This is a genomic window from Streptomyces sp. NPDC046203, from assembly GCF_040646255.1.
In the GTDB taxonomy this organism is placed as follows: Bacteria; Actinomycetota; Actinomycetes; order Streptomycetales; family Streptomycetaceae; genus Streptomyces.
In genome coordinates this window covers 87,482-113,395 of sequence record NZ_JBEYZX010000011.1, presented here as the reverse complement: position 1 = coordinate 113,395, position 25,914 = coordinate 87,482, and the positions used below count along the sequence as shown (strand labels likewise).

The 25,914-nt window shown below is 74.4% G+C and carries 25 protein-coding genes and 1 riboswitch; of the genes, 13 read left to right on the top strand and 12 right to left on the bottom strand.

Annotated elements, in window-relative coordinates; translation table 11 throughout:
* Nucleotides 1–60 precede the first annotated feature (60 nt).
* Both ABZ990_RS12365 and ABZ990_RS12360 read left to right on the top strand, forming a co-directional pair.
* Nucleotides 61–939, top strand: coding sequence for a hypothetical protein (locus ABZ990_RS12365; protein ID WP_361229430.1), 879 nt, complete (start codon nucleotides 61–63; stop codon nucleotides 937–939).
* Nucleotides 940–985: 46 nt separating this feature from the next.
* Nucleotides 986–1,741 (top strand): SDR family oxidoreductase, encoded by a 756-nt coding sequence (locus tag ABZ990_RS12360; RefSeq protein WP_361229428.1) that lies wholly within the window; start codon nucleotides 986–988, stop codon nucleotides 1,739–1,741.
* 86 nt (nucleotides 1,742–1,827) lie between these two features.
* Here the strand turns inward: ABZ990_RS12360 and amaP are convergent, their stop codons facing one another.
* The 5 genes from amaP to ABZ990_RS12335 are packed head-to-tail and all read right to left on the bottom strand — an operon-like array spanning nucleotide 1,828 to nucleotide 4,069.
* Nucleotides 1,828–2,415, bottom strand: a complete 588-nt coding sequence (amaP, locus tag ABZ990_RS12355; RefSeq protein ID WP_361229426.1) for an alkaline shock response membrane anchor protein AmaP — start codon at nucleotides 2,413–2,415, stop codon at nucleotides 1,828–1,830.
* A gap of 5 nt (nucleotides 2,416–2,420) precedes the next feature.
* Complete coding sequence (locus ABZ990_RS12350) at nucleotides 2,421–3,020, bottom strand: DUF6286 domain-containing protein (RefSeq protein ID WP_361229423.1); 600 nt, start codon at nucleotides 3,018–3,020, stop codon at nucleotides 2,421–2,423.
* Nucleotides 3,017–3,385 (bottom strand): hypothetical protein, encoded by a 369-nt coding sequence (locus ABZ990_RS12345; RefSeq protein ID WP_361229420.1) that lies wholly within the window; start codon nucleotides 3,383–3,385, stop codon nucleotides 3,017–3,019. The genes ABZ990_RS12350 and ABZ990_RS12345 overlap by 4 nt, the downstream gene beginning before the upstream one ends.
* A 6-nt stretch (nucleotides 3,386–3,391) precedes the next feature.
* A complete protein-coding gene (locus ABZ990_RS12340; protein WP_361229417.1) occupies nucleotides 3,392–3,583 on the bottom strand; it encodes a hypothetical protein in 192 nt (63 codons plus the stop codon).
* A gap of 30 nt (nucleotides 3,584–3,613) precedes the next feature.
* Nucleotides 3,614–4,069 carry an Asp23/Gls24 family envelope stress response protein gene (locus ABZ990_RS12335; RefSeq protein ID WP_361229414.1) on the bottom strand — a complete coding sequence of 152 codons (456 nt, stop codon included), beginning with the start codon at nucleotides 4,067–4,069 and terminating at the stop codon, nucleotides 3,614–3,616.
* 91 nt (nucleotides 4,070–4,160) lie between these two features.
* Between ABZ990_RS12335 and ABZ990_RS12330 the strand changes: the two genes are divergently transcribed.
* Nucleotides 4,161–4,805 carry a hypothetical protein gene (locus tag ABZ990_RS12330; protein ID WP_361229411.1) on the top strand — a complete coding sequence of 215 codons (645 nt, stop codon included), beginning with the start codon at nucleotides 4,161–4,163 and terminating at the stop codon, nucleotides 4,803–4,805.
* A 421-nt stretch (nucleotides 4,806–5,226) separates the two neighbouring features.
* Here the strand turns inward: ABZ990_RS12330 and ABZ990_RS12325 are convergent, their stop codons facing one another.
* The 3 genes from ABZ990_RS12325 to ABZ990_RS12315 all read right to left on the bottom strand — a co-directional run bounded on the left by ABZ990_RS12325 (nucleotide 5,227) and on the right by ABZ990_RS12315 (nucleotide 8,331).
* Nucleotides 5,227–6,027, bottom strand: a complete 801-nt coding sequence (locus ABZ990_RS12325) for an enoyl-CoA hydratase/isomerase family protein (protein WP_361229408.1) — start codon at nucleotides 6,025–6,027, stop codon at nucleotides 5,227–5,229.
* Between the two features lie 129 nt (nucleotides 6,028–6,156).
* Nucleotides 6,157–6,378 (bottom strand): helix-turn-helix domain-containing protein, encoded by a 222-nt coding sequence (locus ABZ990_RS12320; RefSeq protein ID WP_006123601.1) that lies wholly within the window; start codon nucleotides 6,376–6,378, stop codon nucleotides 6,157–6,159.
* 354 nt (nucleotides 6,379–6,732) lie between these two features.
* The gene (locus ABZ990_RS12315) at nucleotides 6,733–8,331 is read right to left on the bottom strand and encodes an ABC-F family ATP-binding cassette domain-containing protein (RefSeq protein ID WP_361229405.1); all 1,599 of its coding nucleotides are present in this window, start codon (nucleotides 8,329–8,331) and stop codon (nucleotides 6,733–6,735) included.
* A gap of 285 nt (nucleotides 8,332–8,616) precedes the next feature.
* Between ABZ990_RS12315 and ABZ990_RS12310 the strand changes: the two genes are divergently transcribed.
* Both ABZ990_RS12310 and ABZ990_RS12305 read left to right on the top strand, forming a co-directional pair.
* On the top strand, nucleotides 8,617–9,510 hold the full coding sequence (locus ABZ990_RS12310; RefSeq protein WP_361229402.1) for a neutral zinc metallopeptidase: 894 nt from the start codon (nucleotides 8,617–8,619) through the stop codon (nucleotides 9,508–9,510).
* A 56-nt stretch (nucleotides 9,511–9,566) separates the two neighbouring features.
* Complete coding sequence (locus ABZ990_RS12305; RefSeq protein ID WP_361229400.1) at nucleotides 9,567–9,971, top strand: VOC family protein; 405 nt, start codon at nucleotides 9,567–9,569, stop codon at nucleotides 9,969–9,971.
* Nucleotides 9,972–9,990: 19 nt separating this feature from the next.
* On the opposite strand, the gene ABZ990_RS12300 is transcribed toward ABZ990_RS12305, so the two are convergent.
* Nucleotides 9,991–11,313 carry a hypothetical protein gene (locus tag ABZ990_RS12300; RefSeq protein WP_361229397.1) on the bottom strand — a complete coding sequence of 441 codons (1,323 nt, stop codon included), beginning with the start codon at nucleotides 11,311–11,313 and terminating at the stop codon, nucleotides 9,991–9,993.
* 271 nt (nucleotides 11,314–11,584) lie between these two features.
* Nucleotides 11,585–12,715: a hypothetical protein gene (locus tag ABZ990_RS12295; protein ID WP_361229394.1), complete on the bottom strand. Its 1,131-nt coding sequence runs from the start codon at nucleotides 12,713–12,715 to the stop codon at nucleotides 11,585–11,587.
* Between the two features lie 361 nt (nucleotides 12,716–13,076).
* On the opposite strand from ABZ990_RS12295, the gene ABZ990_RS12290 reads away from it, so the two are divergent.
* The 7 genes from ABZ990_RS12290 to ABZ990_RS12260 all read left to right on the top strand — a co-directional run bounded on the left by ABZ990_RS12290 (nucleotide 13,077) and on the right by ABZ990_RS12260 (nucleotide 21,822).
* Nucleotides 13,077–14,372 carry an inorganic phosphate transporter gene (locus ABZ990_RS12290; RefSeq protein WP_361229391.1) on the top strand — a complete coding sequence of 432 codons (1,296 nt, stop codon included), beginning with the start codon at nucleotides 13,077–13,079 and terminating at the stop codon, nucleotides 14,370–14,372.
* 18 nt (nucleotides 14,373–14,390) lie between these two features.
* A complete protein-coding gene (locus ABZ990_RS12285; RefSeq protein ID WP_361229388.1) occupies nucleotides 14,391–14,612 on the top strand; it encodes a hypothetical protein in 222 nt (73 codons plus the stop codon).
* Nucleotides 14,613–14,785: 173 nt separating this feature from the next.
* A riboswitch (cobalamin riboswitch) is annotated at nucleotides 14,786–14,920 on the top strand.
* 31 nt (nucleotides 14,921–14,951) lie between these two features.
* Nucleotides 14,952–15,971: a cobalamin biosynthesis protein gene (locus ABZ990_RS12280; protein ID WP_361229385.1), complete on the top strand. Its 1,020-nt coding sequence runs from the start codon at nucleotides 14,952–14,954 to the stop codon at nucleotides 15,969–15,971.
* A complete protein-coding gene (locus ABZ990_RS12275; RefSeq protein ID WP_361229382.1) occupies nucleotides 15,968–17,584 on the top strand; it encodes a cobyric acid synthase in 1,617 nt (538 codons plus the stop codon). Before ABZ990_RS12280 ends, ABZ990_RS12275 begins: the two co-directional genes overlap by 4 nt.
* A gap of 109 nt (nucleotides 17,585–17,693) precedes the next feature.
* Nucleotides 17,694–19,826 carry a putative cobaltochelatase gene (locus ABZ990_RS12270; RefSeq protein WP_361229379.1) on the top strand — a complete coding sequence of 711 codons (2,133 nt, stop codon included), beginning with the start codon at nucleotides 17,694–17,696 and terminating at the stop codon, nucleotides 19,824–19,826.
* On the top strand, nucleotides 19,826–20,434 hold the full coding sequence (gene cobO, locus ABZ990_RS12265) for a cob(I)yrinic acid a,c-diamide adenosyltransferase (RefSeq protein WP_361229377.1): 609 nt from the start codon (nucleotides 19,826–19,828) through the stop codon (nucleotides 20,432–20,434). Before ABZ990_RS12270 ends, cobO begins: the two co-directional genes overlap by 1 nt.
* On the top strand, nucleotides 20,428–21,822 hold the full coding sequence (locus tag ABZ990_RS12260; RefSeq protein WP_361229374.1) for a cobyrinate a,c-diamide synthase: 1,395 nt from the start codon (nucleotides 20,428–20,430) through the stop codon (nucleotides 21,820–21,822). Before cobO ends, ABZ990_RS12260 begins: the two co-directional genes overlap by 7 nt.
* Nucleotides 21,823–21,905: 83 nt before the next feature.
* Here ABZ990_RS12260 and ABZ990_RS12255 read toward each other — a convergent pair whose 3' ends face one another.
* Nucleotides 21,906–22,631, bottom strand: a complete 726-nt coding sequence (locus ABZ990_RS12255; RefSeq protein WP_361229371.1) for a ZIP family metal transporter — start codon at nucleotides 22,629–22,631, stop codon at nucleotides 21,906–21,908.
* A 57-nt stretch (nucleotides 22,632–22,688) separates the two neighbouring features.
* Here ABZ990_RS12255 and cobC point away from each other — a divergent pair, with 57 nt between their 5' ends.
* Nucleotides 22,689–24,239, top strand: coding sequence for an Rv2231c family pyridoxal phosphate-dependent protein CobC (gene cobC, locus ABZ990_RS12250; protein ID WP_361229551.1), 1,551 nt, complete (start codon nucleotides 22,689–22,691; stop codon nucleotides 24,237–24,239).
* Between the two features lie 285 nt (nucleotides 24,240–24,524).
* On the opposite strand, the gene ABZ990_RS12245 is transcribed toward cobC, so the two are convergent.
* The gene (locus ABZ990_RS12245) at nucleotides 24,525–25,718 is read right to left on the bottom strand and encodes an SCO1860 family LAETG-anchored protein (RefSeq protein WP_361229368.1); all 1,194 of its coding nucleotides are present in this window, start codon (nucleotides 25,716–25,718) and stop codon (nucleotides 24,525–24,527) included.
* Nucleotides 25,719–25,914: the final 196 nt, after the last annotated feature.

Sequence of the window (25,914 nt, the reverse complement as noted above, 5' to 3'; positions counted from 1 at the left end):
GGTTCTGGTCGTCGTCCTGAACGGACCACGCCAGCAGGCGCGTCACACAGGGGAGTTGTCATGTCGAACCACGCCGCCCACACCGGTCACGACCACGCCGCCCACACCGCCCACGCCCACCACGGCGGAGGACAGCCCGGCGGGCTGTCGGTCTCCCAGCACGGGTACAGCCTCGAACTCGACGCGCCGATCCTTTCCGCCGGCGTGCGGACCGTCTCCTTCCGGGTGATCGGCCCCGACGGCGCGCCCGTGACCGCCTTCACGCCCGAACACGAGAAGGAACTGCACTTCATAGCCGTCCGGCGGGACACCGCCGGCTTCCAGCACGTGCACCCGGTGCGGGACGAGAAGGGCACCTGGACCACCGAACTGACCCTGGAGCCGGGAGACTGGCGGTTCTTCGCCGACATCCACCCGGCCGGCCACGACGGGACCATGACGCTGGGCATCGACGCCTCCGTCGCCGGGGCGTACGACCCCCAGCCGCTCCCCGAGGCCACCGGGATCGCGCGGATCGGCGCGTACACCGTCGCGCTCGACGGCGTCCTCCTGCCCGGCGAGGCGAGCCGGCTGACCCTCACCGTCGGCCGGGACGACCGGCCCGTCACCGACCTGGAGCCCTACCTGGCCGCGTACGGGCACCTGGTGGCCCTGCGCGTGGGCGATCTGGCCTACCTCCACGTCCACCCGGAGGGAGAGCCCGGCGACGGTGTCACCGCGCCCGGACCGGAGATCGCCTTCATGGCGGTCGCGCCGTCGGCGGGCACGTACCGACTGTTCCTGGACTTCCAGCACGACGGCGTGGTCCGGACGGCCGAGTTCACGGTACGGACCGCCGAGACGGCACCCGCGCCCGCGCCCGCGCCCGCCGAGCAGCACCACGGCCACGAGCACCACGGCCACGGCGACCACCACGCCGACCACCACGCGCACCACTGACGGACGCACCACATTTCGCGCCCCGGCCCGAACCTACAATCGGCCCATGGATCTTGGGCTGAAGGACCGTGTGTACGTGGTGACCGGCGCGACCCGAGGGCTCGGCCGGGCCTCGGCGGAGGCGCTGCTCGGAGAGGGCGCGAAGGTGCTGCTCACCGGGCGCGAGGAGAAGACGGCCGCCGAGGCGGCGGCCGAGCTGGGCCCGGGCGCGGCCGGGGTCGCCGCCGACAACGCCGATCCGGGCACGGCGGGCCGGCTGATCGGGGAGGCGAAGACGCGGTTCGGCGGCTTCGACGGCATCCTCATCAGCGTGGGCGGCCCGGCGCCGGGCTTCGGCACCGACAACACCGACGAGGAGTGGGCGAACGCCTTCGACACCGTCTTCCTGGGCGCGGTCCGGCTGGCCCGGGCGGCGGCGGAGGCCCTGCCCGAGGGCGGTGTGATCGGGTTCGTGCTGTCCGGTTCGGTGCACGAGCCGATCCCGGGCCTCACCATCTCCAACGGTCTGCGGCCGGGCCTGGCCGGGTTCGCCAAGTCCCTCGCCAACGACCTGGGCCCGCGCGGCATCCGGGTGATCGGTCTGCTGCCGAGCCGGATCGACACCGACCGGATGCGTTCGCTGGACGCGCTGTCGGGTGACGCGGAGGCGTCGCGCACGGCGAACGAGGCGACGATCCCGCTGCGCCGCTACGGCACGCCGGAGGAGTTCGGGCGGACGGCCGCGTTCCTGCTCTCGCCCGCCGCCTCGTATCTGACGGGTGTGATGCTCCCGGTGGACGGCGGGGCGCGCGGCGGTTTCTGAACCGTCTTCCGAGCCGCCTTCCGAGCCGTCTGCTGAGCCGTCTTCCGAGCCGTCTTCCGAGCCGTCACGTCACGTCCGGACCGGCCTCACGTCACCCGGCTGGCCTGGTGGCGGACCGCGCGCAGGCGGGCCTCGGCGGGCAGGGCGGCGAGGCCGGTGGCGGTACGGGCGTTGCCGAGGGCTTCGGCGGCGAGGGTGGCGAGCGCGCCGGCCGGGGAGGCGTGCGGTTCCAGGAGCAGGGCGACCCGGGCGCGGGGCGCGGCGCGGCGCCCGGTGAGCGCGATCCGGGCCCGGGCGACGCCCTCCTGGGCCTCGGTGTCGGCGGCGAGGACGGCTTCCAGGGCCCGGCCCCGTACCACCGCTTCCTCGCCGTCGCCGCTGTCCACGACGACCTCGGCGAGCCGGGCCCGCCGGAACTGGGCGATCAGCCACCACAGGGCGAGCAGCACGACGAGGCCGAGGACCGCGATGACCACCGGCCACCACCAGCCGTCGGAGCGGAAGTGCTGCCGCTCGGAGCGGCTGAGCAGGACGTCGTGCGGGCCGGACCAGGGCCACCAGGACGGTACGGCGAGGCCGAGACCGGCGGCGAGCACGGCGCCGCCGGCCACGACGAGGACCAGGCCCGCGAGGGCGAGCACGATCCGGTCGACGCGGCGCAGGACTGCGGTCACGCGGATCACCCCTTCCGGGGCGGCCGGGCCACCCGGATCCTCAGGCCCGGCGGCCGGGCGAGGGCGAGTTCGCCGACGCCGGCGGCGAGGGCGTGCTCCAGGTCGGCGCGGACCTCGTCGAGTCCGCGGAAGTGCGAGACGGCCCGCACGGACACCTTCCGGCGGCCGGCCCTGACCCGGACCGACTGGACGCCCGACACCTCCATGGCACGGTCGCGCAGCACGAGGGCGACGGCCTCGCGGTCGAGACCGGCGCGGACGTCGGGGTAGGTGTGGAGCATGGGCAGGACGGCGCGCAGCCCGGGGGTGAGGGCCAGGAGCAGCAGCCACAGCCCGATCAAGGCGGCGAGGGCCGCCGCGGCGAGCACCCAGGTGTCGTCGAGGGGCCGGGTCGCGAGCCGGTCGGCGAGGGAGCGGCGCCAGGACATGGCGGTGCGACCGGCCCGGACGGCGGCGATGTCGTACAGCAGCAGCCCGGCGCCGCCGAGCAGCACGGCGGCGAGCACGGCGGCGGGAACACGCCGTACGGACCAGAACCGGCGCGCGCGCACGCGGGCCGGCGGTTCGTCGCGCCCCTCCTCCAGTACGGGCACGGGGTCGGTCATCGCAGACGCTCCCGCCCGCCGGCGGCGGTCCGTACCGAGTGCAGCCGTTCGACGTGGACGGCGACCTCGTGGACGCGCATGCCGGCCAACTCCTCGACCCGGGTACGCACCCGGCCCCGGACGGCGCCGCACTGGCGGCCGACGTCGGCGGGATAGCCGAGTTCGAGGCTGACCGAGACCCGGGCGGTGTCCCGGTGGACGACGACCGAGGCGTGCGGCGGCTGCCCCCGCTCGGGGACGTCGATCGCCTCACGGGCCGCCTGCGCGGCGATCTTCGCGACGACCCGGTCGGCGATCGTGGTCGCTCCCCGGCCGGCCGGGGGCACCCGTACCGCCCCCGCCCGCCGCTGAGCCAGGTCCGCCACCCCGGGTCACCTCCTGCGGTCGCCGCGTTCGCGGCCGCGGAAGAACTCGCCGGGTTCGAGATCGCCGTCCAGGAACCGGCCGACCACGAATCCGATCGCGCCGAGCGCCGCGACCAGGACAAACGCGCCGAAGCCGCCGAAGTATCCGGCGAAGCCGAGCGCCAAGCCGGCCATCAGGCCGGCCATCGCCATGCTCATGCTGAGCCCTTTCCGCCGGGCGGTCAGCGGCTACTGGAGCCGTGACTCCGGCTCCTCGTCCTCTTCGTCGGGCAGTTTCACGTCGCTGACGGCGATGTTGACCTCGACGACCTCCAGGCCGGTCATGCGCTCGACGGCGGCGATGACGTTCTCCCGGACGGCTCCGGCGACCTCGGCGATGGAGACGCCGTAGTCGACGACGATCTCCAGGTCGAGCGCGGTCTGCACCTCGCCGACCTCGGCCTTGACGCCCCGGGAGGCCCCGGACTTGCCGCCGCCCCCGACGGGGACGCGGTCGCGGACGGCGCCGAGGGTCCGGGAGAACCCGCTGCCCATGGCATGGACGCCGACGACATCGCGCGCGGCGAGCCCGGCGATCTTCTCGACGACCCCGTCGGCGATGGTGGTCCGCCCTCGGGAGGCCGGATCACCCCCACCGCGCTTGGTCATCGTCGTATGCGGAGAGGAATCCGTACGGTCGGCCATCACGCACCCCTTCCATCGACTTTCGTCACCGTATTCGCCACATTAAGACGAGTTGCCCGATCTCGCGCCGGGAATACGGCAGGCTGGGGCGATGACGACGGCGGAGGCGTGGCACGCGACGGACCGGCTGCTGCCGCTCGGCGACGCGGCGGACGGCGCGTGGATCGCGGAGCGGACGGTACGGGCACTCCTGGCCCAGGCGGCCAGGCGGGTACGGGGAGTGGTGGCGGGGCGGCCCGGGTTCCGCCTCGCGGGCGAGGGCGTCCGTTCACCCGTTCCGGTGCCGCCGGGCGGGCTGCCGCCCGGGGAACTGCGGATCTCGATGGACATCGCGGCGGTCGCGGGCCGGCCGCTGCCCCAGCTGACGGGCCGCCTGCGCACAGCGCTCCTCGACGCGGCGGAGGGCACCCTCGGCCTGAAGGTCGCGGGAGTGGACCTGCGGGTGACGGAGCTGCTCGACACACCCCCGGACCGCCCGGCGCCCCCTCCCCCACCGGGCCGCACCTCACCCCCGACCCCGGACGACCCGGCCGCCCTGACCACCCTCACGATCCCGGGCGTGGCCGCCCTCACCGACGCCTTCGGCGCCCCCCTCCAGCGCCCCCCGGGCCACGTCCGCGTCGAGGTGGCGGTGACAACGGGCTACCGCGCCTTGACGGTGGCCCGCGCGATCAGCCGGACACTGACCACCGAGGAGCAATCGAAAGTCACCGTCCTGATCTCAGAACTCCACTAATACAAATCCCCCCAGCGGAAAGCCCCCACCACCCTCACCCACCTCCCCCACCCACCGGCGGACGGCGCCCCACCCCCCATCCCAAGCGGGAGGGGTGCGGGGCGGTGCGCCACGACGCGGACGGGAGCGGGGGACGGGAAGGGGGTCGTGTTCGAAACGTAAAGCGTGATTCGTGGCGCGGAAGAAGGGCGCTTCGCGCACTACAGAGGTGCCCGCGCCGTAAATCATGCAGTGCAGAACACGACCCCCGGACCGGCCCACGCGCACCCACCACAAACCACGCGCACCACCCCGCAACCCCGACCGCGCCCCGCACCACCCCACCCGCACAGCACAGCGCAGCGCCCCACCACGCGCCACGCCCACCCGCACAGCACAGCGCAGCGCCCCGCCACGCTCACCCGCACAGCACAGCGCAGCGCTACTCGCTCAGCCCCGCCAGATCCCGCAGCCGCCGCCCCTGCGCCGCCCGCTCCGCCACCCGCTGCTCCTCGTACGACCGCCCCGCCGCCCCCCGCAGCAACGCCTTCGTCTCGACGACGGCGTCCCGCGGCGCCGCCAGCAGCGCCGCGCTCAGGTCCTTGACCGCCGCGTCGAGTTCGGCGGCGGGCACGGCGATGTTGGCGAGGCCGACACGTTCGGCTTCCTCGGCGTGGACGAAGCGTCCGGTCGCGCAGATCTCCAGCGCGCGGGCGTAGCCGACGAGGGAGACGAGGGGGTGCGTGCCGGTGAGGTCGGGGACGAGGCCGAGGCTGGTCTCGCGCATGGCGAACTGCACGTCGTCGGCGACGACCCGCAGGTCGCAGGCGAGCGCGAGCTGGAAGCCCGCGCCGATGGCGTGACCCTGGACGGCCGCGATGGACACGATGTCGTTGCGGCGCCACCAGGTGAACGCTTCCTGGTACTCGGCGATGAGCGCGTCGAGGTCGCTGTCGGACCCGCGGGCCATGTCGAGGAACGACGGTTCGCCGTCGAAGCCTTCCGGCGTGAACGCCTGCCGGTCGAGGCCGGCGGAGAAGGACTGGCCTTCACCGCGCAGCACGACGACGCGTACGGTGCCCGGCAGGGACCGGCCGGCTTCGGTCAACGCCCGCCACAGCGCGGGAGTCTGGGCGTTGCGCTTCGCCGGATTGGTCAGGGTCACCGTGGCGACGGCGTCCTCGACGGTGAGTCGTACACCGTCCTTTTCGAAAACGTGCTCAGTGTTCTCGAACGTGGTCATGGGGCGTCTCCGGTTCCGGTGCAGCACTGTGTCCGATGCTAAGTGACTGCACAGTAACCACCCGGTCGGTCGCAGGACAGACCGGGTGGCCACCGGGAGACCCGGTGGCCCGATCGAGACGTCCCGGCGTCAGGCCGAGGCCGCTTTCTTGCCTCGTGTGGCTCCGCCGCGTCCTCGCAGCGTGACCCCGGATTCGCTGAGCATCCGGTGGACGAATCCATAGGAACGGCCGGTTTCCTCGGCCAGTGCCCGGATGCTCGCACCGGAGTCGTACTTCTTCTTCAGGTCTGCCGCGAGCTTGTCGCGCGCGGCGCCGGTAACCCGGCTGCCCTTCTTCAGAGTCTCGGCCACCCGTGCCTCCTCATGGGAAGTGCGCTCTGGTCTTCTCATGATCACCCCTCCCGTGTCTCCTGGCCACCCATTCGACAAGGTCGGTGCCATTCGCTCGCGCGCTGTGACACGGCCTGTCACCACGGGAACGGGCCCAAGCCGTCGCCCCGGGCGACCGCTTTCGCCGACGCCGTTCGGGAAGCAGCAGGTCAGCGGCGTGCCGGGGGCAGCGGAACGGCGCGGGCCCCGCGGTGGGAATTCCGCGGGGCCCGCGCCGGAGGTGCGCGAGGAGTACGAGACGTACTCACTCAGATGAAGGATCACCGATGAGCCGAATGATCCAGCCCGGCACGGCACGGCCGGGTGTTTGACGGGTCAGGCGAGGGACACCAGGTCCGCGTAGTCCGCGCCCCACAGGTCCTCGACGCCGTCCGGGAGCAGGATGATCCGCTCGGGGTCGAGCGCCTCGACGGCGCCCTCGTCGTGGGTGACGAGGACGACGGCGCCCTTGTAGGTGCGCAGCGCGCCGAGGATCTCCTCGCGGCTGGCCGGGTCGAGGTTGTTGGTCGGCTCGTCGAGGAGGAGCACGTTCGCCGAGGAGACGACGAGGGTGGCGAGCGCGAGACGGGTCTTCTCGCCGCCGGAGAGCACCCCGGCGGGCTTGTCGACGTCGTCGCCGGAGAACAGGAAGGAGCCCAGCACCTTGCGGACCTCGACCAGGTCGAGGTCGGGCGCGGCGGAGCGCATGTTCTCCAGGACGCTGCGCTCGGGGTCGAGGGTCTCGTGCTCCTGGGCGTAGTAGCCGAGCTTGAGGCCGTGGCCCGGGGTGACGGCGCCGGTGTCGGGCTGCTCGACGCCGCCGAGCAGCCGGAGCAGGGTGGTCTTGCCGGCGCCGTTGAGGCCGAGGATGACGACGCGGGAGCCCTTGTCGATGGCGAGGTCCACGTCGGTGAAGATCTCGAGGGAGCCGTACGACTTGGACAGGCCCTCCGCCGTGAGCGGGGTCTTGCCGCAGGGCGAGGGCTCCGGGAAGCGCAGCTTGGCGACCTTGTCGGAGACCCGCACCGCGTCCAGGCCGGACAGCAGCCGCTCGGCGCGCTTGGCCATGTTCTGCGCGGCGACGGTCTTGGTGGCCTTGGCGCGCATCTTGTCGGCCTGCGAGTTGAGGGCCGCGGCCTTCTTCTCGGCGTTCTGGCGCTCGCGCTTGCGGCGCTTCTCGTCGGCCTCGCGCTGCTGCTGGTAGAGCTTCCAGCCCATGTTGTAGACGTCGATGGTGGAGCGGTTGGCGTCCAGGTAGAAGACCTTGTTGACGACGGTCTCGACGAGGTCGACGTCGTGGGAGATGACGATGAAGCCGCCCCGGTAGCTCTTCAGGTAGTCCCGGAGCCAGGCGATCGAGTCGGCGTCGAGGTGGTTGGTGGGCTCGTCGAGGAGCAGCGTGTCCGCGTCCGAGAAGAGGATGCGGGCGAGCTCGATACGGCGGCGCTGACCACCGGAGAGGGTGTGCAGCGGCTGGCCGAGGACCCGGTCGGGCAGACCGAGGGCGGCGGCGATGGTGGCCGCCTCGGCCTCGGCCGCGTAGCCGCCCTTGGTGAGGAACTCGGTCTCCTGGCGCTCGTACTGCCGCAGCGCCTTCTCGCGGGTGGCGCCGGAGCCGTTGGCGATGCGCTCCTCGTTCTGGCGCATCTTGCGGATGAGCGTGTCGAGACCACGGGCGGACAGGACGCGGTCGCGGGCGAGGACGTCGAGGTCGCCGGTGCGCGGGTCCTGCGGGAGGTAGCCGACCTCGCCGGAGCGGGCGATCTGGCCGGCGGCGGGCTGTCCCTCGCCCGCGAGGCACTTGGTGAGCGTGGTCTTGCCGGCGCCGTTGCGGCCGACCAGGCCGATCCGGTCGCCCTTGGCGACGCGGAACGAGGCGGACTCGATGAGGACACGGGCGCCGGCGCGCAGCTCGATGCCGGAGGCGGTGATCACGGACGGACTCCAGGGTGATGGGGGAACGGCGGAAGGACGACGGGCGGGCTTCGACGCCGCTAATGCACCCAAAACACGGTGGGAATGTCCATAGAGCCAGTCTAGCGGGACCCTGCAACTGGTTTTCGGCCACGCGAGCCCCTCGTCCCGGTCCCTTCCGGCCCCCCTGCCTCATGCCTCCCCTTGTGCCTCCTCCCGGACCGTCTCCGGCCCCCGGGACCTGCGCCGGGCGGTGCGGACGCGATGATTCACCGATACTCCGAAGAGACACAAAGGGTGGTGGGCATGCAGTTCGACGACGACGCCGATCTCGACACGTCGGAGGTCCGGGACGTCCGGGGAAGCCGTATCCCGGGCGGCGGGGTCACCATCGGCGGCGGGATCGTCGGCCTGGTCGCCCTGGTCATCGGCCTGCTCCTGGGGGTGGGCCCGGCGGAGCTCGGACTCTCGTCCGGCTCGGACGCCCCGGCCGCCGGGCAGCCGGTCTCGGTGGCGGAGGTGAGCCGGACGTGCAAGAAGGGCTCGGACGCGAACACCCGCCAGGACTGCCGGATCGTCGCGGTCGTCAACAGCCTGCAGGACTTCTGGCGCGGCGAGTACCCCCGCCACGGCGGGCGGTACACGGACGCGCCGACCGTCCTGTTCAGCGGCCGGGTCTCCACGGCGTGCGGCGCCGCGGACTCCTCGGTCGGCCCCTTCTACTGCCCGGGGGACCGGCAGGCCTATCTGGACCTGGGGTTCTTCGACGAGCTGCACACCACGTTCGGCGCGAACGGCGGACCGTTCGCCCAGGCGTACGTGGTGGCGCACGAGTACGGGCACCACATCCAGAACCTGACGGGCACGCTGGCCCGCACCCAGGACGGCCGCACCGGGGCCGGTTCGAACGCGGTACGGGTGGAGCTCCAGGCCGACTGCTACGCGGGGGTGTGGGCGCATCACGCGACGACCACCCCGGACAGCCGGACGGGCCGCCCGCTGCTGACCCGGCTCACGGACGCCGACATCCGCGACGGTCTGGACGCCGCGGCGGCGGTGGGCGACGACCGGATCCAGGAGCGGTTCCAGGGCCGGGTGACGCCCGAGGCGTGGACGCACGGCTCGGCGGCCCAGCGGCAGCAGTGGTTCCGTACCGGCTACGAGACCGGCGACATGGCGCGCTGCGACACCTTCCGCTAGGAACCACCGCCCGGCGGATCGGGGTCGGCGCCACCGACGAGGAAAGGCGAGAGGCCATGACCGCGACACCCGACATCTGCCCGGCCCTGCTCTACACGGACGCCAGGGCCGCCATCGAGCAGCTCACGACGGCGTTCGGCTTCACCGCGGACGCCGTGTACGAGGACGAGGACGGCCGGGTGGCGCACGCCGAGCTGTCGTACGGCAACGGGAGGGTGATGCTCGGCAGCCGGGGCACCGGCAGCCGTTACGACACGGTCATGGCCGGCGGCGGACCGGCCGGGGTGTACGTCCGGGTGTCCGACATCGACGCGCACCACGCGCGGGCCGCCGCCGCGGGCGCCGAGATCCTGATGCCGCCGACGGACCAGGACTACGGCTCGCGCGACTACATGGCCCGGGACGCCGAGGGCAACGTCTGGAGTTTCGGGACGTACGCCCCGGGCACGCCCGCCGGGTAGCCCGGGGCTGTCCTCCGGATCACGCGCCGCCCGTGTGGACCTGGAAGGCGGCCCGGCGGACCGCTTTGGCCAGGGCCGGGTCGGGGTGCGCGGCGGCGAGGGCGACCAGGACCTGGACCGTACGGGGGTGGCCGACGGCCCGGACCTCGTCGAGGAGCGCCGGGACGGTGCCCTGGACGGCGGACTCCAGATGGCGGACGAGCAGATCGCTCTCGCCGTGGTCGGTGACGGCTGCGGCGGTGTCCACCCACAGCCAGGTGGCCTCTTCGCGGGTCAGCACCTCGGCGGCCTCGTCCGGGTCGGCGCCGTCGTGCTCGGCGAGCCAGAGCAGCGCGTACGGGCGCAGCGAGGGCTCGGCGACGGTGGCGCGGACCTCGGGCTCGGCGGGCGCGCCGACGACCCGCAGCGCCTCGAAGGCGAGTCCGCGCAGCAGGGCGTCCTCGCCTCGGGCGACGGTGATCAGCTCGGTGACGGCGGCGGCGAGGGTACGGGCGGCGAGCCAGGCCCGGTACTCGTCGCGGGCCGGTCCCGGGGTGAGCCGGGCGCAGCCGCGGAGCATGTCCTCGGCGGACTGCTCGATGTTGCCGGCCGGGCTCTGGGCGGCGACGCAGATCTGCTCCAGCTTGACCCAGACCGCCCAGTTGCCGAGCGGGGTGAGGGTGGCCTGCCGGCCGTCCGCACCTTCGCCGAGGGTGAGGGCGCCGACGGCCGCGAGGCCCTCAAGGGCCCAGTCGAGCAGGGCGGGAAGCCCGTCGGCGGCGGCCGGGTCCCGTTCGGTGACGGGGATGGGGGCCATCGATTCCGGCGCGACTCCGGGGGCGGGGACCTCGCAGCGGCCCTCGCGCAGTTCGTCGACGCGCTGGCCCAGCAGGTCCAGGAGGGTCGGCACGGCGACCGGTCCGGCGGACAGCTGGAGCAGCGAGAGGGCCTGCGGGACGGCCTCGACGACCTCGGCGACGGCGCCGGGCGCCACCGCCTCGGGTGCCGGGTGCGCCAGCGACCAGGCGTCGAAGAGCGCGACCCAGCCGCGCAGGACGGCGGTGTCGTCGCGGTCCCAGGCGTGCAGCCGCCAGCCCGGGCGGGCGGTGCCGTCGTGCAGTTCGACCAGGCCGGCGAGGCGGGCCCGGTCCCAGCCGGCCCGGACCTCGGCCGGGGTCAGGCCGAGGGCGTCGGCGGCCGCCGCCCCGTCCTGGGGCGCGGTCCGCGCCCGCTGGTCGTCGGCGGCCCAGCGGGCGAGCCGCACCGCGTCCGCGAGCAGGGTCCGTGCCTGGTGGGCCAGAACGGCGCGGGGCGGTGTGCCCTCGGGCGGCCGTGGCGCGGGGCGGGTGCGCCGGTTCGTCACGGCCCCCCGCGCGGTGGCGAGTGGCCGCGGACGGACGAGTCGGAGTCTGGAGTTGCGCGCCAATGGTTCATCGGGCTTTCGAGACGTCACGGGGGCAGTCTTCCCGCTGATCGCCCGAAAGCCCAATCGGAAGGGGAGACGCCGCCGCCCCGGCCCCGGTTTCGTGTCCGGAGGGTCCCGAAAGCCCCGTACGGACCCGTTTCGACCTCTGTTCTACGGCCCTCTGTTCGAGATCGGGTCCGGCCAACCTCCGAAGGAGGGGGCGTGGGTCCTAGACAAGAGGGGTGAGGAAGCGGCGCAGCGCCTCCTCGTAGCGGACCGGGTCGGCGTTCCACATCGCGGCGTGCGGGGCGTCGCGGACCGTGGTGAGGGTGACGAGGTCGGGGCGGAGTTCGGCGAGCCGGCGCGAGGGGTCCCAGGGGGCGATGGTGTCGTCCGGGCCGTGGAAGAGGAGCGTGGGGACGCGCGCGCCGCCGGGGTCGGCGGCGTCAGCCAGCCGGTCGCCGTGCGGGCCGGTCCGGCCCTGGGCGGCGCGAACGGCGAGCGGCAGGAGCGGGGCGGGGACCCGGCGGGCGGCGGCCAGGTTGCGCACGGTGGCCTCCCAGTCGAGGACCGGGGAGTCGAGGACGAGCCCGCGGATCCGGTCGCGCACGCCGGAGTGCGCGGCGGCGTACAGGGCCATCGAGGCGCCGGTGCCGAAGCCGTGCAGGACGACCTGGTCCGCGCCGCGGCGGACGGCGTAGCGGATGGCCGCGTCGACGTCGCGCCACTCGGAGTCGCCGAGGTGGGCGAGTCCGTCGGGGGACGGCGGGGCGCCCGGGTCTCCCCGGTAGGCGGGGATGAGGACGGGGACGCGGCGGCGGTGGAAGAAGGGGACGAGATTGAGCGGGTGCTCGCGGGTGGTGCCGAGGCCGTGCAGGGCGATGACCCAGGTGCCGCGGGCGCCGGGGACGAGCCAGGCGGGCAGGGGGCCGAGTTCGCCGGGGATCTCGACGTCCTCGTAGCCGACGGCGAGGGCGGTCTCGGGGGTGCCGCGGTGGAGCTGGGGGGTGAACCGGACCCGGGCGCCGGCGGCGGGGATGCCGGACTCGATCCGTTCGAGGCGGCGCACCACGGTGTCGGCGGTGTGCGGGACCCGGTCGAGGACGGGGCCGACGACGGCGTGCAGGCCGTCGCTGCCGTCGATGCCGTACGTGCCGGGGCGCAGCGCGGCCAGGCTGCGGGTGAGGGTGATCCGGTCGGGGCCGGCGGAGTGGACGGTGAGCCGTGGTTCGCCGGGGAAGGGACGTCCGGGCGGCGCGCCGAGGGCGACGTCGCAGGCGTACCGGCCGGCCGCCACCGCGGCCGCGCCGAGACCGAGCACTGTGGTGACGGCCGCTGCCGCCGCTGTAACCGGGCGCACGCTCCCAGTGTCGGCGGGGCCTTCGCGCCCCGCTATCCGGAAGCTCTCGTTCGAGTGACAAGGGTCTCGCCGACGGGGTCCTTCGTACGGGTGAAGCCCACCGAAGGCCGTCCAGGGGGTGATACGGGGAGGGAACGGGAGGAGTGCCGCACCCCGGCCGCGCCCTTGGGAGGCCCCGGATGACCCGTGGTTACAGGGCGACCGCATCGTGGACGCCGTCCGGTCCGGAACACCGATCGCGCACAACCGGAATCTCCCGACCCCGATTCGGGACACCACTGCGCCCGGCCCAGTTCACCTTCCGTTCACTCAGGTTGCCTACGTTCGACGCGCCACTGACGTCAAACGATTGCCTGGGTAAATGGAACACATCACGCTGCTGCTCGCCATTGTGGTCGTGACAGCTCTCGTGTTCGATTTCACGAACGGTTTCCACGACACCGCCAACGCGATGGCGACGACCATCTCGACCGGTGCTCTCAAGCCCAAGACGGCGGTGGCCATGTCCGCCGTGCTGAACCTCGTCGGCGCCTTCCTCTCCGTGGAGGTCGCCAAGACGATCTCCGGCGGCATCATCAACGAAGAGGGCATCCGCACCGAAGTGATCTTCGCGGCGCTCGTCGGCGCCATCCTGTGGAATCTGCTGACCTGGCTGCTCGGCCTTCCGTCGAGCTCCTCGCACGCGCTGTTCGGCGGCCTCATCGGCGCCGCGGTGATGTCCGCCGGCTGGTCCGCGGTCAACGGCTCGACCATCGTCACCAAGGTCCTGCTCCCCGCGGTCGCCGCCCCGATCGTCGCCGGCCTCGCCGCGATGGTGGCCACCAAGCTGACGTACCGCATCAACGCCGCCCCCGAGGCCAAGGCCACGGCCAAGGGCTTCCGGGCCGGCCAGATCGCCTCCGCCGGTCTCGTCTCGCTCGCCCACGGCACCAACGACGCCCAGAAGACGATGGGCATCATCACCCTCGCCCTGGTCGCCAACGGCGTCCTCCTCCCCGGCGCCAACCCGCCGGTCTGGGTCATCGCCTCCGCCGGTATCGCGATCGCGCTCGGCACCTACCTCGGCGGCTGGCGCATCATCCGCACCATGGGCAAGGGCCTCACCGACCTCCAGCCGCAGCAGGGCTTCGCCGCCCAGACCAGCGCCGCGACGGTCATCCTGGCCTCCTCGCACCTCGGCTTCTCCCTCTCCACCACCCAGTCCTGCTCGGGTGCCGTGATGGGCGCGGGCCTCGGCCGCAAGGGCGGTGTCGTCCGCTGGTCGACCGCCACCCGGATGTTCGCCGCCTGGGGTCTGACCCTGCCCGCCGCGGGCCTGGTCGGCGCCGGCGCCGAGTTCCTCACCAAGCAGGGCGACTGGGGCATCGTCACCGTCGCCGTCCTGCTGATCGCGGGCTCCGGAGTGATCTGGTCGCTGTCCCGCCGCAAGCCGGTCGACCAGCACAACGTGACCGCCGACGACCTCGACGCCCCGGCCGCCGCCGCTGCCGACGCCGAGCCGGCGGGTGTCGTCACCACCGCCATCGCGGCCGTCACCCCGCCCCCGCCGGCCGGCTCCGTCGCCGCCGTCAAGGACGAGGCCCTGAAGACCACCATCCCCTCCCCCGGCCCGACGGACCCGGCCGCCCCGCCGGCCGCTCCCGCCGCCGCGGTCTAAGGAACTGGAAACACGCACATGAAGATCGACTGGGCAGCTCTCGGCTCCGTCTTCGGAGTCAGCCTCGTGACCACCGTCGCCCTCGTGGGCCTGTTCACCCTCGGTGTCGCCGCGCTCGCCAAGCAGGAGCGGGCCACCGCCTCGGGCGGCTCGGCCACGCTGGCCCGCACCAGCGCGTACGCCTGCTTCGCGCTCTGCGCGGCCGCCGTGGCCTACGGCATCTACCTGATCGTCGCCTGACCGGGCACCGACGAGCACGACAAGCACGGACACGCACAAGCACACGTACACACGCGTACACGGCGTCTGGGCGGCCCCACCTCCGGGTGGAGCCGCCCAGACGCCGTTTGCGGGTACGTGGCACTGCGCACAGTGACCAGGCGCAGGTCAAGGGCGGGTTGACGGGCCTTCCGGCCGCGTGGTGGACTGCCGGGGCCATTACGGCGGCATGGGGAGGAAGTCCGGTGTGATTCCGGCACGGTCCCGCCACTGTGACCGGTCCTCGCGGCCGGGAGTCAGGAACTCTCGCCGCCGGTCACGTCGATCCAGGGCGCGGACCCTGAGTGAGGACACTGTGCCATGCCCGGCAACGGCTCCAGGCCATCCCGAACCCGCCGCTTCCCCTCTCCCTCGGCTTCCCGCTCCCGCTCCCCCCGTCTCTTCGCGTACGGAGCGGCCGCCGGCCTCGCCGCCGATCTGCTCGTGGGCGATCCCCGGCGCGGCCATCCGGTCGCCGCGTTCGGCCGGGCCGCGGGCGCCGTCGAGCACCGGATGCACCGGGACCACCGCGGCCGGGGCGCCCTCTACACCGCGCTCTGCGCCGGCTCCGCCGTGGCGCTCGGCGCCGCCGCGAGCCGTGCGGTACGGGGCAGCGCCGCCGCCACCGCCGCGCTGACCGCCGCCTCCGTGTGGGCCGTCGTCGGCGGGACGACGCTGGGCCGCGAGGCGCGCGCCATCGGCGGGGCGCTCGAAGCCGGGGACCTGGGGGTCGCCCGGGAGCGCATGCCGCATCTGGTCGGACGCGACCCGCAGGCACTGGACGGGCCCGCGATGGCCCGCGCGGTCGTCGAGTCGGTCGCCGAGAACACCTCGGACGCCGTCGTCGGCGCCCTCTTCTGGGGCGCGGTCGCCGGGGTGCCGGGGCTGCTCGGGTTCCGGGCGGTCAACACGCTGGACGCGATGGTCGGCCACAAGTCCCCGCGCCACCGCCGGTTCGGCTGGGCCTCGGCCCGGCTCGACGACGTGGCGGGCTGGCCGGGCGCCCGGCTGACGGCCGTCCTCGCCACCGTCGCGGGCGACGATCCGCGCGGGGCGCTGCGGGCCTGGCGGGCGGACGCCTCCCGGCATCCGAGCCCCAACGCGGGCCCGGTGGAGGCCGCGTTCGCGGGGGCGCTCGGCGTCCGGCTCGGCGGCACCCTGTCGTACGGCGGGCGGGTCGAGCACCGGCCGGTGCTGAACGCGGCGGGGCGGCCCGTCGAGGTCGCGGACATCGAGCGGGCGGTGCGGCTGTCGCGCCGGGTGACCTGGCTGACCCTGGCCGGCTGCGCCGGCGGCCGGCTCCTCGCGGGCGCGCTGCGCCGGCGCGGGGGTGCGGCGTGAGGGGCGACGGTACGACGGACGGCACGGCGGGCCGGAACGGAGCGCGGGGCGGCGGGCTGCTCGTCGCGGGCACCACGTCCGACGCGGGCAAGAGCGTCGTCACGGCGGGGATCTGCCGGTGGCTGGTCCGGCAGGGCCTGAAGGTCGCGCCGTTCAAGGGGCAGAACATGTCCCTGAACTCCTTCGTGACCCGGGACGGCGCCGAGATCGGCCGCGCCCAGGCGATGCAGGCGCGGGCCGCGCGGGTCGAGCCGACCGCGCTGATGAACCCGGTGCTGCTCAAGCCCGGCAGCGACCGGTCCAGCCAGGTCGTCCTGATGGGCAAGCCGGTCGGCGAGATGAGCGCCCGAGGGTTCTTCGGGCGGGCCGGACATGCCGGTCGGGCCGGGGAGACCGGGGCGTCCGAGGTGTCCGAGGTGTCCGAGGGGCATCGGCGGGAGCTGTTCGAGCCGGTGTTCGCCGCGCTGGAGGAGCTGCGGCGGACGCACGACGCGGTGATCTGCGAGGGCGCGGGCAGTCCGGCGGAGATCAATCTGCGGCGCAGCGACATCGTCAACATGGGGATCGCGCGGGCCGCGCGGCTGCCCGTGGTGGTGGTCGGCGACATCGACCGGGGCGGGGTGTTCGCCCAGTTCTTCGGGACGACGGCGCTGCTCGCGCCGGAGGACCAGCGGCTGGTCGCCGGTTATCTGGTGAACAAGTTCCGCGGCGACGTGTCGTTGCTCGAACCGGGCCTCGCCATGCTGGACGGGCTGACCGGGCGGCCCACGCTCGGCGTGCTGCCGTACGCCCACGGCCTCGGCATCGACGAGGAGGACGGGCTGCGGATCTCGCTGCGCGGCGCGGTCCGCGAGTCGGTCGTGGCGCCGCCGGTCGGCGAGGACGTGCTGCGGGTCGCGGTCTGCGCCGTCCCGCTGATGTCGAACTTCACGGACGTCGACGCGCTCGCCGCGGAGCCGGGTGTGGTGGTGCGGTTCGTGGACCGGCCGGAGGAGCTGGCCGACGCGGACCTGGTGGTGGTGCCGGGCACCCGGGGCACGGTGAAGGCGCTGGCCTGGCTGCGGGAGCGCGGCCTCGCGGCGGGGCTCGCGCGGCGGGCCGCCGAGGGCCGGCCGGTGCTCGGGATCTGCGGCGGTTTCCAGCTGCTCGGGGAGAGCGTCGAGGACGAGGTGGAGTCGCGGGCCGGGCTCGTGGACGGGCTCGGTCTGCTGCCCGTACGCGTCCGGTTCGCGCGCGAGAAGACGCTGGCGCGGCCGGTCGGCGAGGCGCTCGGCGAACGGGTGGAGGGGTACGAGATCCATCACGGCGTGGCGGACGTACGGGGCGGCGAGCCGTTCCTGGACGGCTGCCGGGTGGGCGCGGTGTGGGGGACGCACTGGCACGGTTCGCTGGAGAGCGACGGCTTCCGCCGGGCGTTCCTGCGCGAGGTCGCGGCGACCGCCGGGCGGCGTTTCGTCCCGGCGCCGGACACCTCGTTCGACACGCTGCGCGAGGAACAGCTGGACCGGCTCGGCGATCTGATCGAGGAGCACGCCGACACGGACGCGCTGCTCCGGCTGATCGAGAAGGGCGTACCGGAGGGGCTGCCGTTCGTGCCGCCGGGTGCGCCGTGAGCGCCCCGTACGCCGCGCGCGTCACCAGCGCCCCGTACGCCGTGCGCGCCGTGTCCGCCCCGCGCGCCGCCGTCCTTGCTTCCGTACGACTCGTAGGAGTGACCGTCCGATGAGTACCCGATACCCGTTCACCGCCGTCGTCGGCATGGACGATCTGCGCCTCGCGCTGCTCCTGAACGCCGTCAGCCCCGCGGTGGGCGGGGTCCTCGTCCGCGGCGAGAAGGGAACGGCGAAGTCCACCGTCGTCCGCGGTCTCGCGGCGCTGCTGCCGCCCATGGACGTCGTCGCGGGCTGCCGGTTCAGCTGCGACCCGGCCGCCCCCGACCCGGGCTGCCCGGACGGGCCGCACGAGCCCGGGGCGACGGCCGCCGACGAGCGGCCGGCCCGGATGGTGGAGCTGCCGGTCGGCGCCTCCGAGGACCGGCTGGTCGGCGCGCTCGACATGGAGAAGGCCCTCGCCGAGGGCGTGCGGGCCTTCGAGCCGGGGCTGCTCGCCGACGCGCACCGGGGCATCCTCTACGTCGACGAGGTCAATCTGCTCCACGACCATCTGATCGACCTGCTGCTCGACGCCGCCGCCATGGGGGCGTCGCATGTCGAGCGCGAGGGGATCTCCGTACGGCACGGGGCCCGGTTCCTGCTCGTCGGCACGATGAACCCGGAGGAGGGCGAGCTGCGGCCGCAGCTCCTCGACCGGTTCGGGCTGACCGTGGAGGTGGCCGCGTCCCGGGACCCCGGGCAGCGGGTGGAGGTGGTACGCCGGCGGCTCGCGTTCGACGACGATCCGGCCGCGTTCGCCGCGCGCTGGGCGGACGAGGAGACGGCGCTGCGCGGGCGGATCACGGCCGCGCGGGCGTTGCTGCCGAAGGTGGTGCTCGGGGACGCGGTGCTGCTCCAGATCGCCGCGACCTGTGCCGCGTTCGAGGTGGACGGCATGCGCGCCGACATCGTGATGGCCCGAACGGCGACCGCGCTCGCCGCCTGGGACGGGCGGCGGGAGGTCACCTCCGACGACGTACGGCAGGCGGCGCTGCTCGCGCTGCCGCACCGGCGGCGGCGCAACCCGTTCGACGCGCCGGGGCTCGACGAGGACAAGCTGGACGAGACGCTGGAACGGTTCAAGGGCGAGGAGCCGGAGCGGGAGCCGGAGCGGCCGGACGACGATCCGGAGCCGGACGGTCCGGGCGACGGCGGTCCCGGTGGGGACGGCGGCCCCGACGGCGGCGGGGGCGGGAACGGCGGCGGGATCCCGCCGCAGGGCGACGCGCCCGCGCGGGAGTCGGCCCAGGACCCCGGGGCGGCCGAAGCCCCGCAGACGCAGGAGACCGCTGAAGCGCCCGACGCCGCCGAGCAGCCCGGCACCGCGCCCGCGCCCCGGGGCGCCGGTTCCGGTGAGCGGGCCGCTGTCGGCGCCGGCGAGCCGTTCCGTACGAGGATGCTCAGCGTGCCCGGACTCGGCCAGGGCGCGACCGGCCGCCGCTCCCGGGCCCGTACCGCACACGGCCGCACCACCGGCGCGACCCGCCCCCGGGGCGCGCTGACCGCCCTGCATCTGACCGCGACGGTACGGGCCGCCGCCCCGCACCAGAAGGCGCGCGGCCGTACCGGCCGGGGTCTGGTGGTGCGCCGGGACGATCTGCGGCAGGCGGTCCGCGAGGGCCGCGAGGGCAATCTGGTCCTGTTCGTCGTGGACGCATCCGGTTCGATGGCCGCCCGGCAGCGGATGGGCGCCGTGAAGGGCGCCGTCCTGTCGCTGCTGCTCGACGCCTACCAGCGGCGCGACAAGGTCGGCCTGGTGACCTTCCGGGGCCGGGGCGCCGAGGTCGCGCTGCCGCCGACCTCGTCGGTGGAGGCCGCCGCCGCCCGGCTCGACCGGCTTCCCACGGGGGGCCGTACCCCGCTGGCGGCGGGTCTGCTGACGGCCCGTGAGGTGCTGCGGGTGGAGCGGCTGCGCGACCCGTCGCGCCGGCCGCTGCTCGTGGTGGTGACCGACGGCCGGGCGACCGGCGGCCCGGAGCCGCTGGCGCTCGCCGCCCGCGCCGCGCGGCTGCACGCCATGGACGGCACCGCCGCCGTGGTCGTCGACTGCGAGACGGGCCCGGTGCGGCTCGGTCTGGCCGGGGAACTCGCCCTCGGCCTGGGCGGCGGGGCCGTCACCCTGGACGAGCTGCGCGCCGACGCGATCGCCGGGCTCGTCCGCGACGTACAGGAACAGCACACCGCAGCCAGGAGGGCCGCTTAATGCCTCAAGGACAGCCGTCCGTCGTCCCCGACGACGGGCTGACCACCCGCCAGCGCCGCAACCGCGCGCTGGTGATGGTGCACACGGGCGTCGGCAAGGGGAAGTCGACCGCCGCCTTCGGGATGGCGCTGCGCGCCTGGAACCAGGGCTGGCCGATCGGGGTGTTCCAGTTCGTCAAGTCCGCCAAGTGGCGGGTCGGCGAGGAGAACGCGCTGCGGACCCTCGGCGAGAGCGGCAAGGGCGGCACGGTCGTCTGGAACAAGATGGGCGAGGGCTGGTCCTGGATCCAGCGCGCCCCGGCCGACGGCGAGCCGTCGCACGAGGAGAAGGCGCGCGAGGGCTGGGAGCAGGTCAAGCGGGACCTCGCCGAGGAGCGCCACCGGTTCTACGTCCTCGACGAGTTCGCGTACCTGCTCCACTGGGGCTGGATCGACACGGCCGAGGTGATCGAGGTGCTGCGCGACCGTCCCGGGCAGCAGCATGTCGTGATCACCGGCCGCAACGCGCCGCAGGAACTGATGGACTTCGCGGACCTGGTGACCGACATGTCGAAGGTGAAGCACCCGATGGACGCGGGTCAGAAGGGGCAGCGGGGCATCGAGTGGTAGCACGTCTCGTCATCGCCGCGCCGTCCTCCGGCGCGGGCAAGACCACCGTCGCGACCGGTCTGATGGCCGCGTTCGCGGGCCGGGGGCTCGCGGTCTCGCCGCACAAGGTCGGCCCGGACTACATCGACCCGGGCTATCACGCGCTCGCGACCGGCCGTCCGGGCCGGAACCTCGACGCGTACCTGTGCGGGCCGGAGCGGATCGCGCCGCTCTTCGCGCACGGGGCGCGCGGCTGCGAACTGGCCGTCGTCGAGGGCGTGATGGGCCTGTACGACGGGGTCGCCGGGCAGGGCGAACTGGCCTCGACGGCGCATGTCGCGAAGTTGCTGCGGGCGCCGGTGGTACTGGTCGTGGACGCGTCCTCGCAGTCCCGGTCGGTGGCGGCGCTCGTGCACGGTTTCGCGTCCTGGGATCCGCGGGTCCGCATCGGCGGGGTGATCCTCAACAAGGTCGGCTCGGACCGGCACGAGGAGCTGCTGCGCGAAGCCCTGGAGGAGTCGGGCGTGCCGGTACTCGGGGTGCTGCGGCGGGCTCCGGCGGTGGCGACCCCGTCGCGGCACCTCGGTCTGGTGCCGGTGGCCGAGCGGCAGTCGGCGGCGGTGGCCGCCGTGGCGGCGCAGGCGGAGCAGGTGCGGCAGGGGTGCGATCTGGACGCGCTGCTCGCGCTCGCCCGGTCGGCGCCGCCGCTGGACGCCGAGGCGTGGTCGCCGCCGGTGACCGGACCGGCCGGATCGGCTGAACCGACCGGGCCGACAGGACCGACAGGACCGACAGGCTCAGCCGGCCCGGGCCGGCCCGTGGTCGCCGTCGCGGGCGGGCCCGCGTTCACCTTCTCGTACGCCGAGCACACCGAACTGCTCGCCGCCGCCGGGGCCGAGGTCGTCACCTTCGATCCGCTGCGCGACGAGGCGCTGCCCGAGGGGACCCGCGGGCTGGTGATCGGCGGCGGGTTCCCGGAGGTGTACGGGGCGGAACTGTCGGCCAACGCGCCGCTGCGCGCGGCGGTGGCGGAGCTGGCGGCCTCGGGCGCGCCGGTGGCGGCCGAGTGCGCCGGGCTGCTGTATCTGGCGCGGTCGCTGGACGGCCGGCCGATGTGCGGGGTGCTGGACGCCGAGGCGCGGATGACGGAGCGGCTGACGCTGGGCTACCGGGACGCGGTCGCGATCGGCGACAGCGTGCTGGCGCCGGCCGGGTCCCGGACGCGGGGGCACGAGTTCCACCGCACCGTGATCGAGCCGGGCGCGGGGGCGGCGCCCGCGTGGGGCCTCACGCTGCCGGTGCGGCGGGTCGAGGGCTTCGTCCAGCGCGGGGTGCACGCCAGTTACGTCCACACGCACTGGGCCGGGGCGCCCGGCACGGCGGCGCGGTTCGTGGAGCACTGCCGGTGAGCGCGGCGGACCGGTCGGATCCCGGCGGCCCTGGCGGTCCCGGCGCTGCCCCCGGCCCCGGTCCCGGTCCCGGCCCCGGGGGCTCAGCCGGACAGGCCGACCACGAGCCAGATGAAGGCCGCGCCCAGGACCGTGCACAGCAGGGTGGTGCGGGCGGGGTGGGTGTGGTGGGCCTCGGGCAGGATCTCGGCGGCGGCGAGGTAGAGCAGGGCGCCTCCGAAGAAGCCGAGATAGCTGCCGAGCAGTTCGGCCGGAAGGGTGAACAGGAGGGTGGAGGCGGCGCCCACGACCGGGGCGAGCGCGTCGGCGGCGAGCATGGCGAGGGCCCGGCGGCGGGCGTTCCCGTACAGGCTGGTGATCGTGTACGTGTTGAAGCCGTCGGCGAAGTCGTGGGTGATGACGGCGAGCGCGACGGTGGCGCCCATGCCGCCGCCGACCTGGAACGCGGCGCCGATCGCGATGCCGTCCATCAGGCTGTGGCCGACCATGGCCGCGGCGGCGGTGAGGCCGACCTGCGGGGCCCGCTTCCCCTGGTCGCCACCGTGGCCCGCGCGGCGGACGGCAAGCAGGCGTTCGACGGCGTGGGCGAAGAGGAAGCCGCCGACGAACAGCAGCAGCGCCTGGGGCACGCCGAGGACCGGGCGGCCCGCGGCGGCCATGGCCTCGGGGAGCAGGTCGAGTCCGACGACGCCGAGCATCAGTCCGCCGGCCAGGCCGAGGACGAGGTGGCGGCGGTCGGTGACGCGCTGGGCGGTCCAGCCGCCGACCAGCGTCATCAGGAACGCGCCGAGCGCCACGACCACAGCCATGGGCCCTTGCTAACCGATGGCCCCTCCCCCGCGCACCTCGGGCCGGGCCGCCGTGTGGTGGTGGGAGTGGGGGCCCGGTCGGGGGCGCCGGAGGCGGAGGTGCTGGGCCTGGTGCGGGCGGCGCTCGCGGAGGCGGGGCTGCCGGAGGGCGCGGTGACGGCGTTCGCGACGCTGGACGTACGGGCCGGGGAGCCGGGGATCGTCGCGGCGGCGGCGTGGTTCGGGGTGCCGGTGCGGGCGTACCCGAGCGAGGAGCTGGCGCGGGTGGCCGTACCGCATCCGTCGGCGGTGGCGCGGGCGGCCACCGGATCGGGTTCGGTGGCGGAGGCGGCGGCGCTGCGCGGGGCGGGGCCGGGGGCGGAACTGGTGGTGGAGAAGCGCAAGACGGGTCGCGTTACGTGCGCTGTCGCCGCTTTTCTCCCGATAGTTCCGGGCGAAGTGGCCGTGGCGGAACGGTTGTCGGGGCCTACTGGCGGGTACATCGGTGGCGATGCCTGGACACCCCCCACATGTCCCCTTCCCCTCCCCTCCCCCCACGCGACGGCGGCCATGACCATCGACATTCCTGCAGAGACGCATGACCTCAGACACCACGGCGACGCCGAGGTGCGCGACGAGAAACTGATCGACCTCGCGGTCAACGTACGGACGCACACCCCGCCCCTGTGGCTGCGGGACCGGATCGCGGCCTCGCTGACGGACCTCGCGGCCTATCCGGACGGGCGGTCGGCGCGGGCCGCGGTCGCCTCGCGGCACGATCTGCCGACCCGGCGGGTGCTGCTGACCTCGGGCGCCGCGGAGGCGTTCGTCCTGCTCGCGCGGGCGCTGCCGATACGGCGGGCGGTCGTGGTGCATCCGCAGTTCACCGAACCGGAGGCGGCGCTCGTCGCCGCCGGGCACACCGTCGAACGGGTGCTGCTGCGCGAGGAGGACGGCTTCCGCCTTGATCCGGCGGCGGTGCCCGAGGACGCGGATCTGGTGGTCATCGGCAATCCGACCAATCCGACGTCGGTGCTGCACCCGGCGGCGGCGATCGCGGCGCTGGCCCGGCCGGGGCGGACGCTGGTGGTCGACGAGGCGTTCATGGACGCGGTGCCGGGCGAGCGGGAGTCGCTGGCCTCGCGGACGGACGTGCCGGGGCTTGTGGTGCTGCGCAGCCTGACCAAGACCTGGGGGCTCGCGGGCCTGCGGATCGGGTACGTGCTGGCCGAGCCGGGGATCATCGCCGCGCTGGAGCGGGCCCAGCCGCTGTGGCCGGTGTCGACGCCGGCGCTGGCGGCGGCGGAGGCGTGCATGTCGCGGGCGGCGCTCGCGGAGGCGGAGGACGCGGCCCACCGGATCGGGGTGGACCGGGCCCATCTGCTGGCGGGTCTGGTGGAGTTCGACGAGGTACGGGCGGTGGCGGCGGCCGAGGCGCCGTTCGTGCTGGTGCGGATCGAGGGCGCCGACCAGGTACGGGAGCGGCTGCGGGCCCGCGGGTTCGCGGCGCGGCGTGGTGACACCTTCCCGGGGCTCGACCGGAACTGGCTGCGGCTCGCGGTCCGGGACAGGGTCACGACGAATCGTTTCCTCCAGGCTCTGGACCAGTCGCTGTTGCTGCTGGGCTGAGCGGCGGCGGGCCGAGCGGGGGCGGGGGCGCGGCCCCTGGTGTCCGTACGGCATGACGCGGGGGCGGCGCCCGGTCCGGCACCGCCCCCGTGTGCTGTCACCTCAGCCCTGTTCGTCTCGGCTCAGTTCGACTCGTCTCCCCTCTGTCGCACCCTGGTTCCCCCTGGTCCCCGTGGGTGCGGGCCCCTCGGCGAGCCCCGCGGTGGTCGGCCGCGGGGGTCTGTTCGGTGGTCCTTTCGGGGTCTGTTCGGGACTGTTCGGGGTCTGTTCGGGGCTGTTCGGGGATCAGCCGCGGGCGCGGGCGCGGGACCGGCTGCGGGCCATGACGAGCGCGCCGCCGGCACCGACCAGCAGGATGGCGCCACCGGCGAGGTAGGGCGTCGTGGAGCTGCTGCCGGTCTCGGCGAGGTCGCCGGTGGGGGTGGTGCCGCCGTTGTGGGTGTCCACATTCGAGCCGTGGCCGGCGCCTCCGGAGGTGCCGGCCGAGTGCCCGGAGCCGCCGGTGGAGCCGTTGGTCGAGCCACCCGTCGAGCCGCTGGAGGAACCGCCGGTCGAGCCGCCGGTGGAACCGCCGGTCGAGCCGCCGGTGGAACCGTGCCCGCCGGTGGAGCCACCCGTGGAGCCGGGCCCGCCGGTCGAACCGCTGGAGGAGCCGCCGTTCGTGCCGTGCGTGGGCTCACCGGTGGGGTGGCCCGTCGGGTGGCCGGTGGGCTCGGTGCTGGGCCCGTCGGTGGGCCGGCCGCCGGCCGGGGTCGTGCAGGTGGCCTCCGCGAGGGTGACCTTGCCCTTGACCTCGGCGACGTTGAGCTTGAGCGGGTTGACCTCCACGCCCAGTTCGAGCGCGGTGGCGGCGGCGGTCTTGGAGGTGACGGCCGTACGGGAGAGGTCGAGGTAGACCTCGCCGACGCCCGGCACGGTCACCTTGGTGCGGCCGCCGGTGGACAGCGAGACCCGCTGGCCGAGGACGCTGACGTGGCCGAGCAGATTGGCCTGGGCGACCGGGCGCCGGCCGGCCTCGCACACCGCCTTGGCGGTGACCTGCTCCAGCTCGATCAGGGACAGCAGGGGCAGTCCGGGGACGTGGACGCGGGCCTTGACGAGGTTGACGTACCCCTGGGCCTTGCGCCCCTCCACGGTCGCCTCGGAGGTGGCGACGTCGGCCTTGAGGACGTCGACGGGCCGGCCCTGCTCGGCGCCCGCCACCCGGACGCTGAGCGCGGTCTGCTCGGCGCTGGCGGGGGCCTCCACCGCGTTGAGGGAGGCACGCAGCGGCACGCTCACCGTCTTGTCGAGCAGGTTGACGTCGAGCCCGGCGCGCAGGACGACGGCGGTGGCGTGGCCTTCGCCGCCCGCGCCGCCGGTGCCGCCCGTGGCGTGGGCCGCCGGGGCCGCGAGGACCAGCGGTCCGACGGCGAGCGCGGCGACGGTGGCCGCGGCGGCGGTGCGGCGGACGGGCAGGCGGAAGGTGTTGCTGTTCACGTAGGTGGAACCCCCACAAGAGACATGGCGTCGCCGGCCGCTCGCCACGGGGACTGTGGGTCAGCGCGGCGGCGGCGACTTGGGACACCGGAATCTTTACGCACTGTGGGTGAACTGGCGGACACCTGAGGTGAGTTCACTCCAAAGGGTGGTTTCCGCGCTCATTTTCGAATCTTTTCGGTACAACCGTACGCAG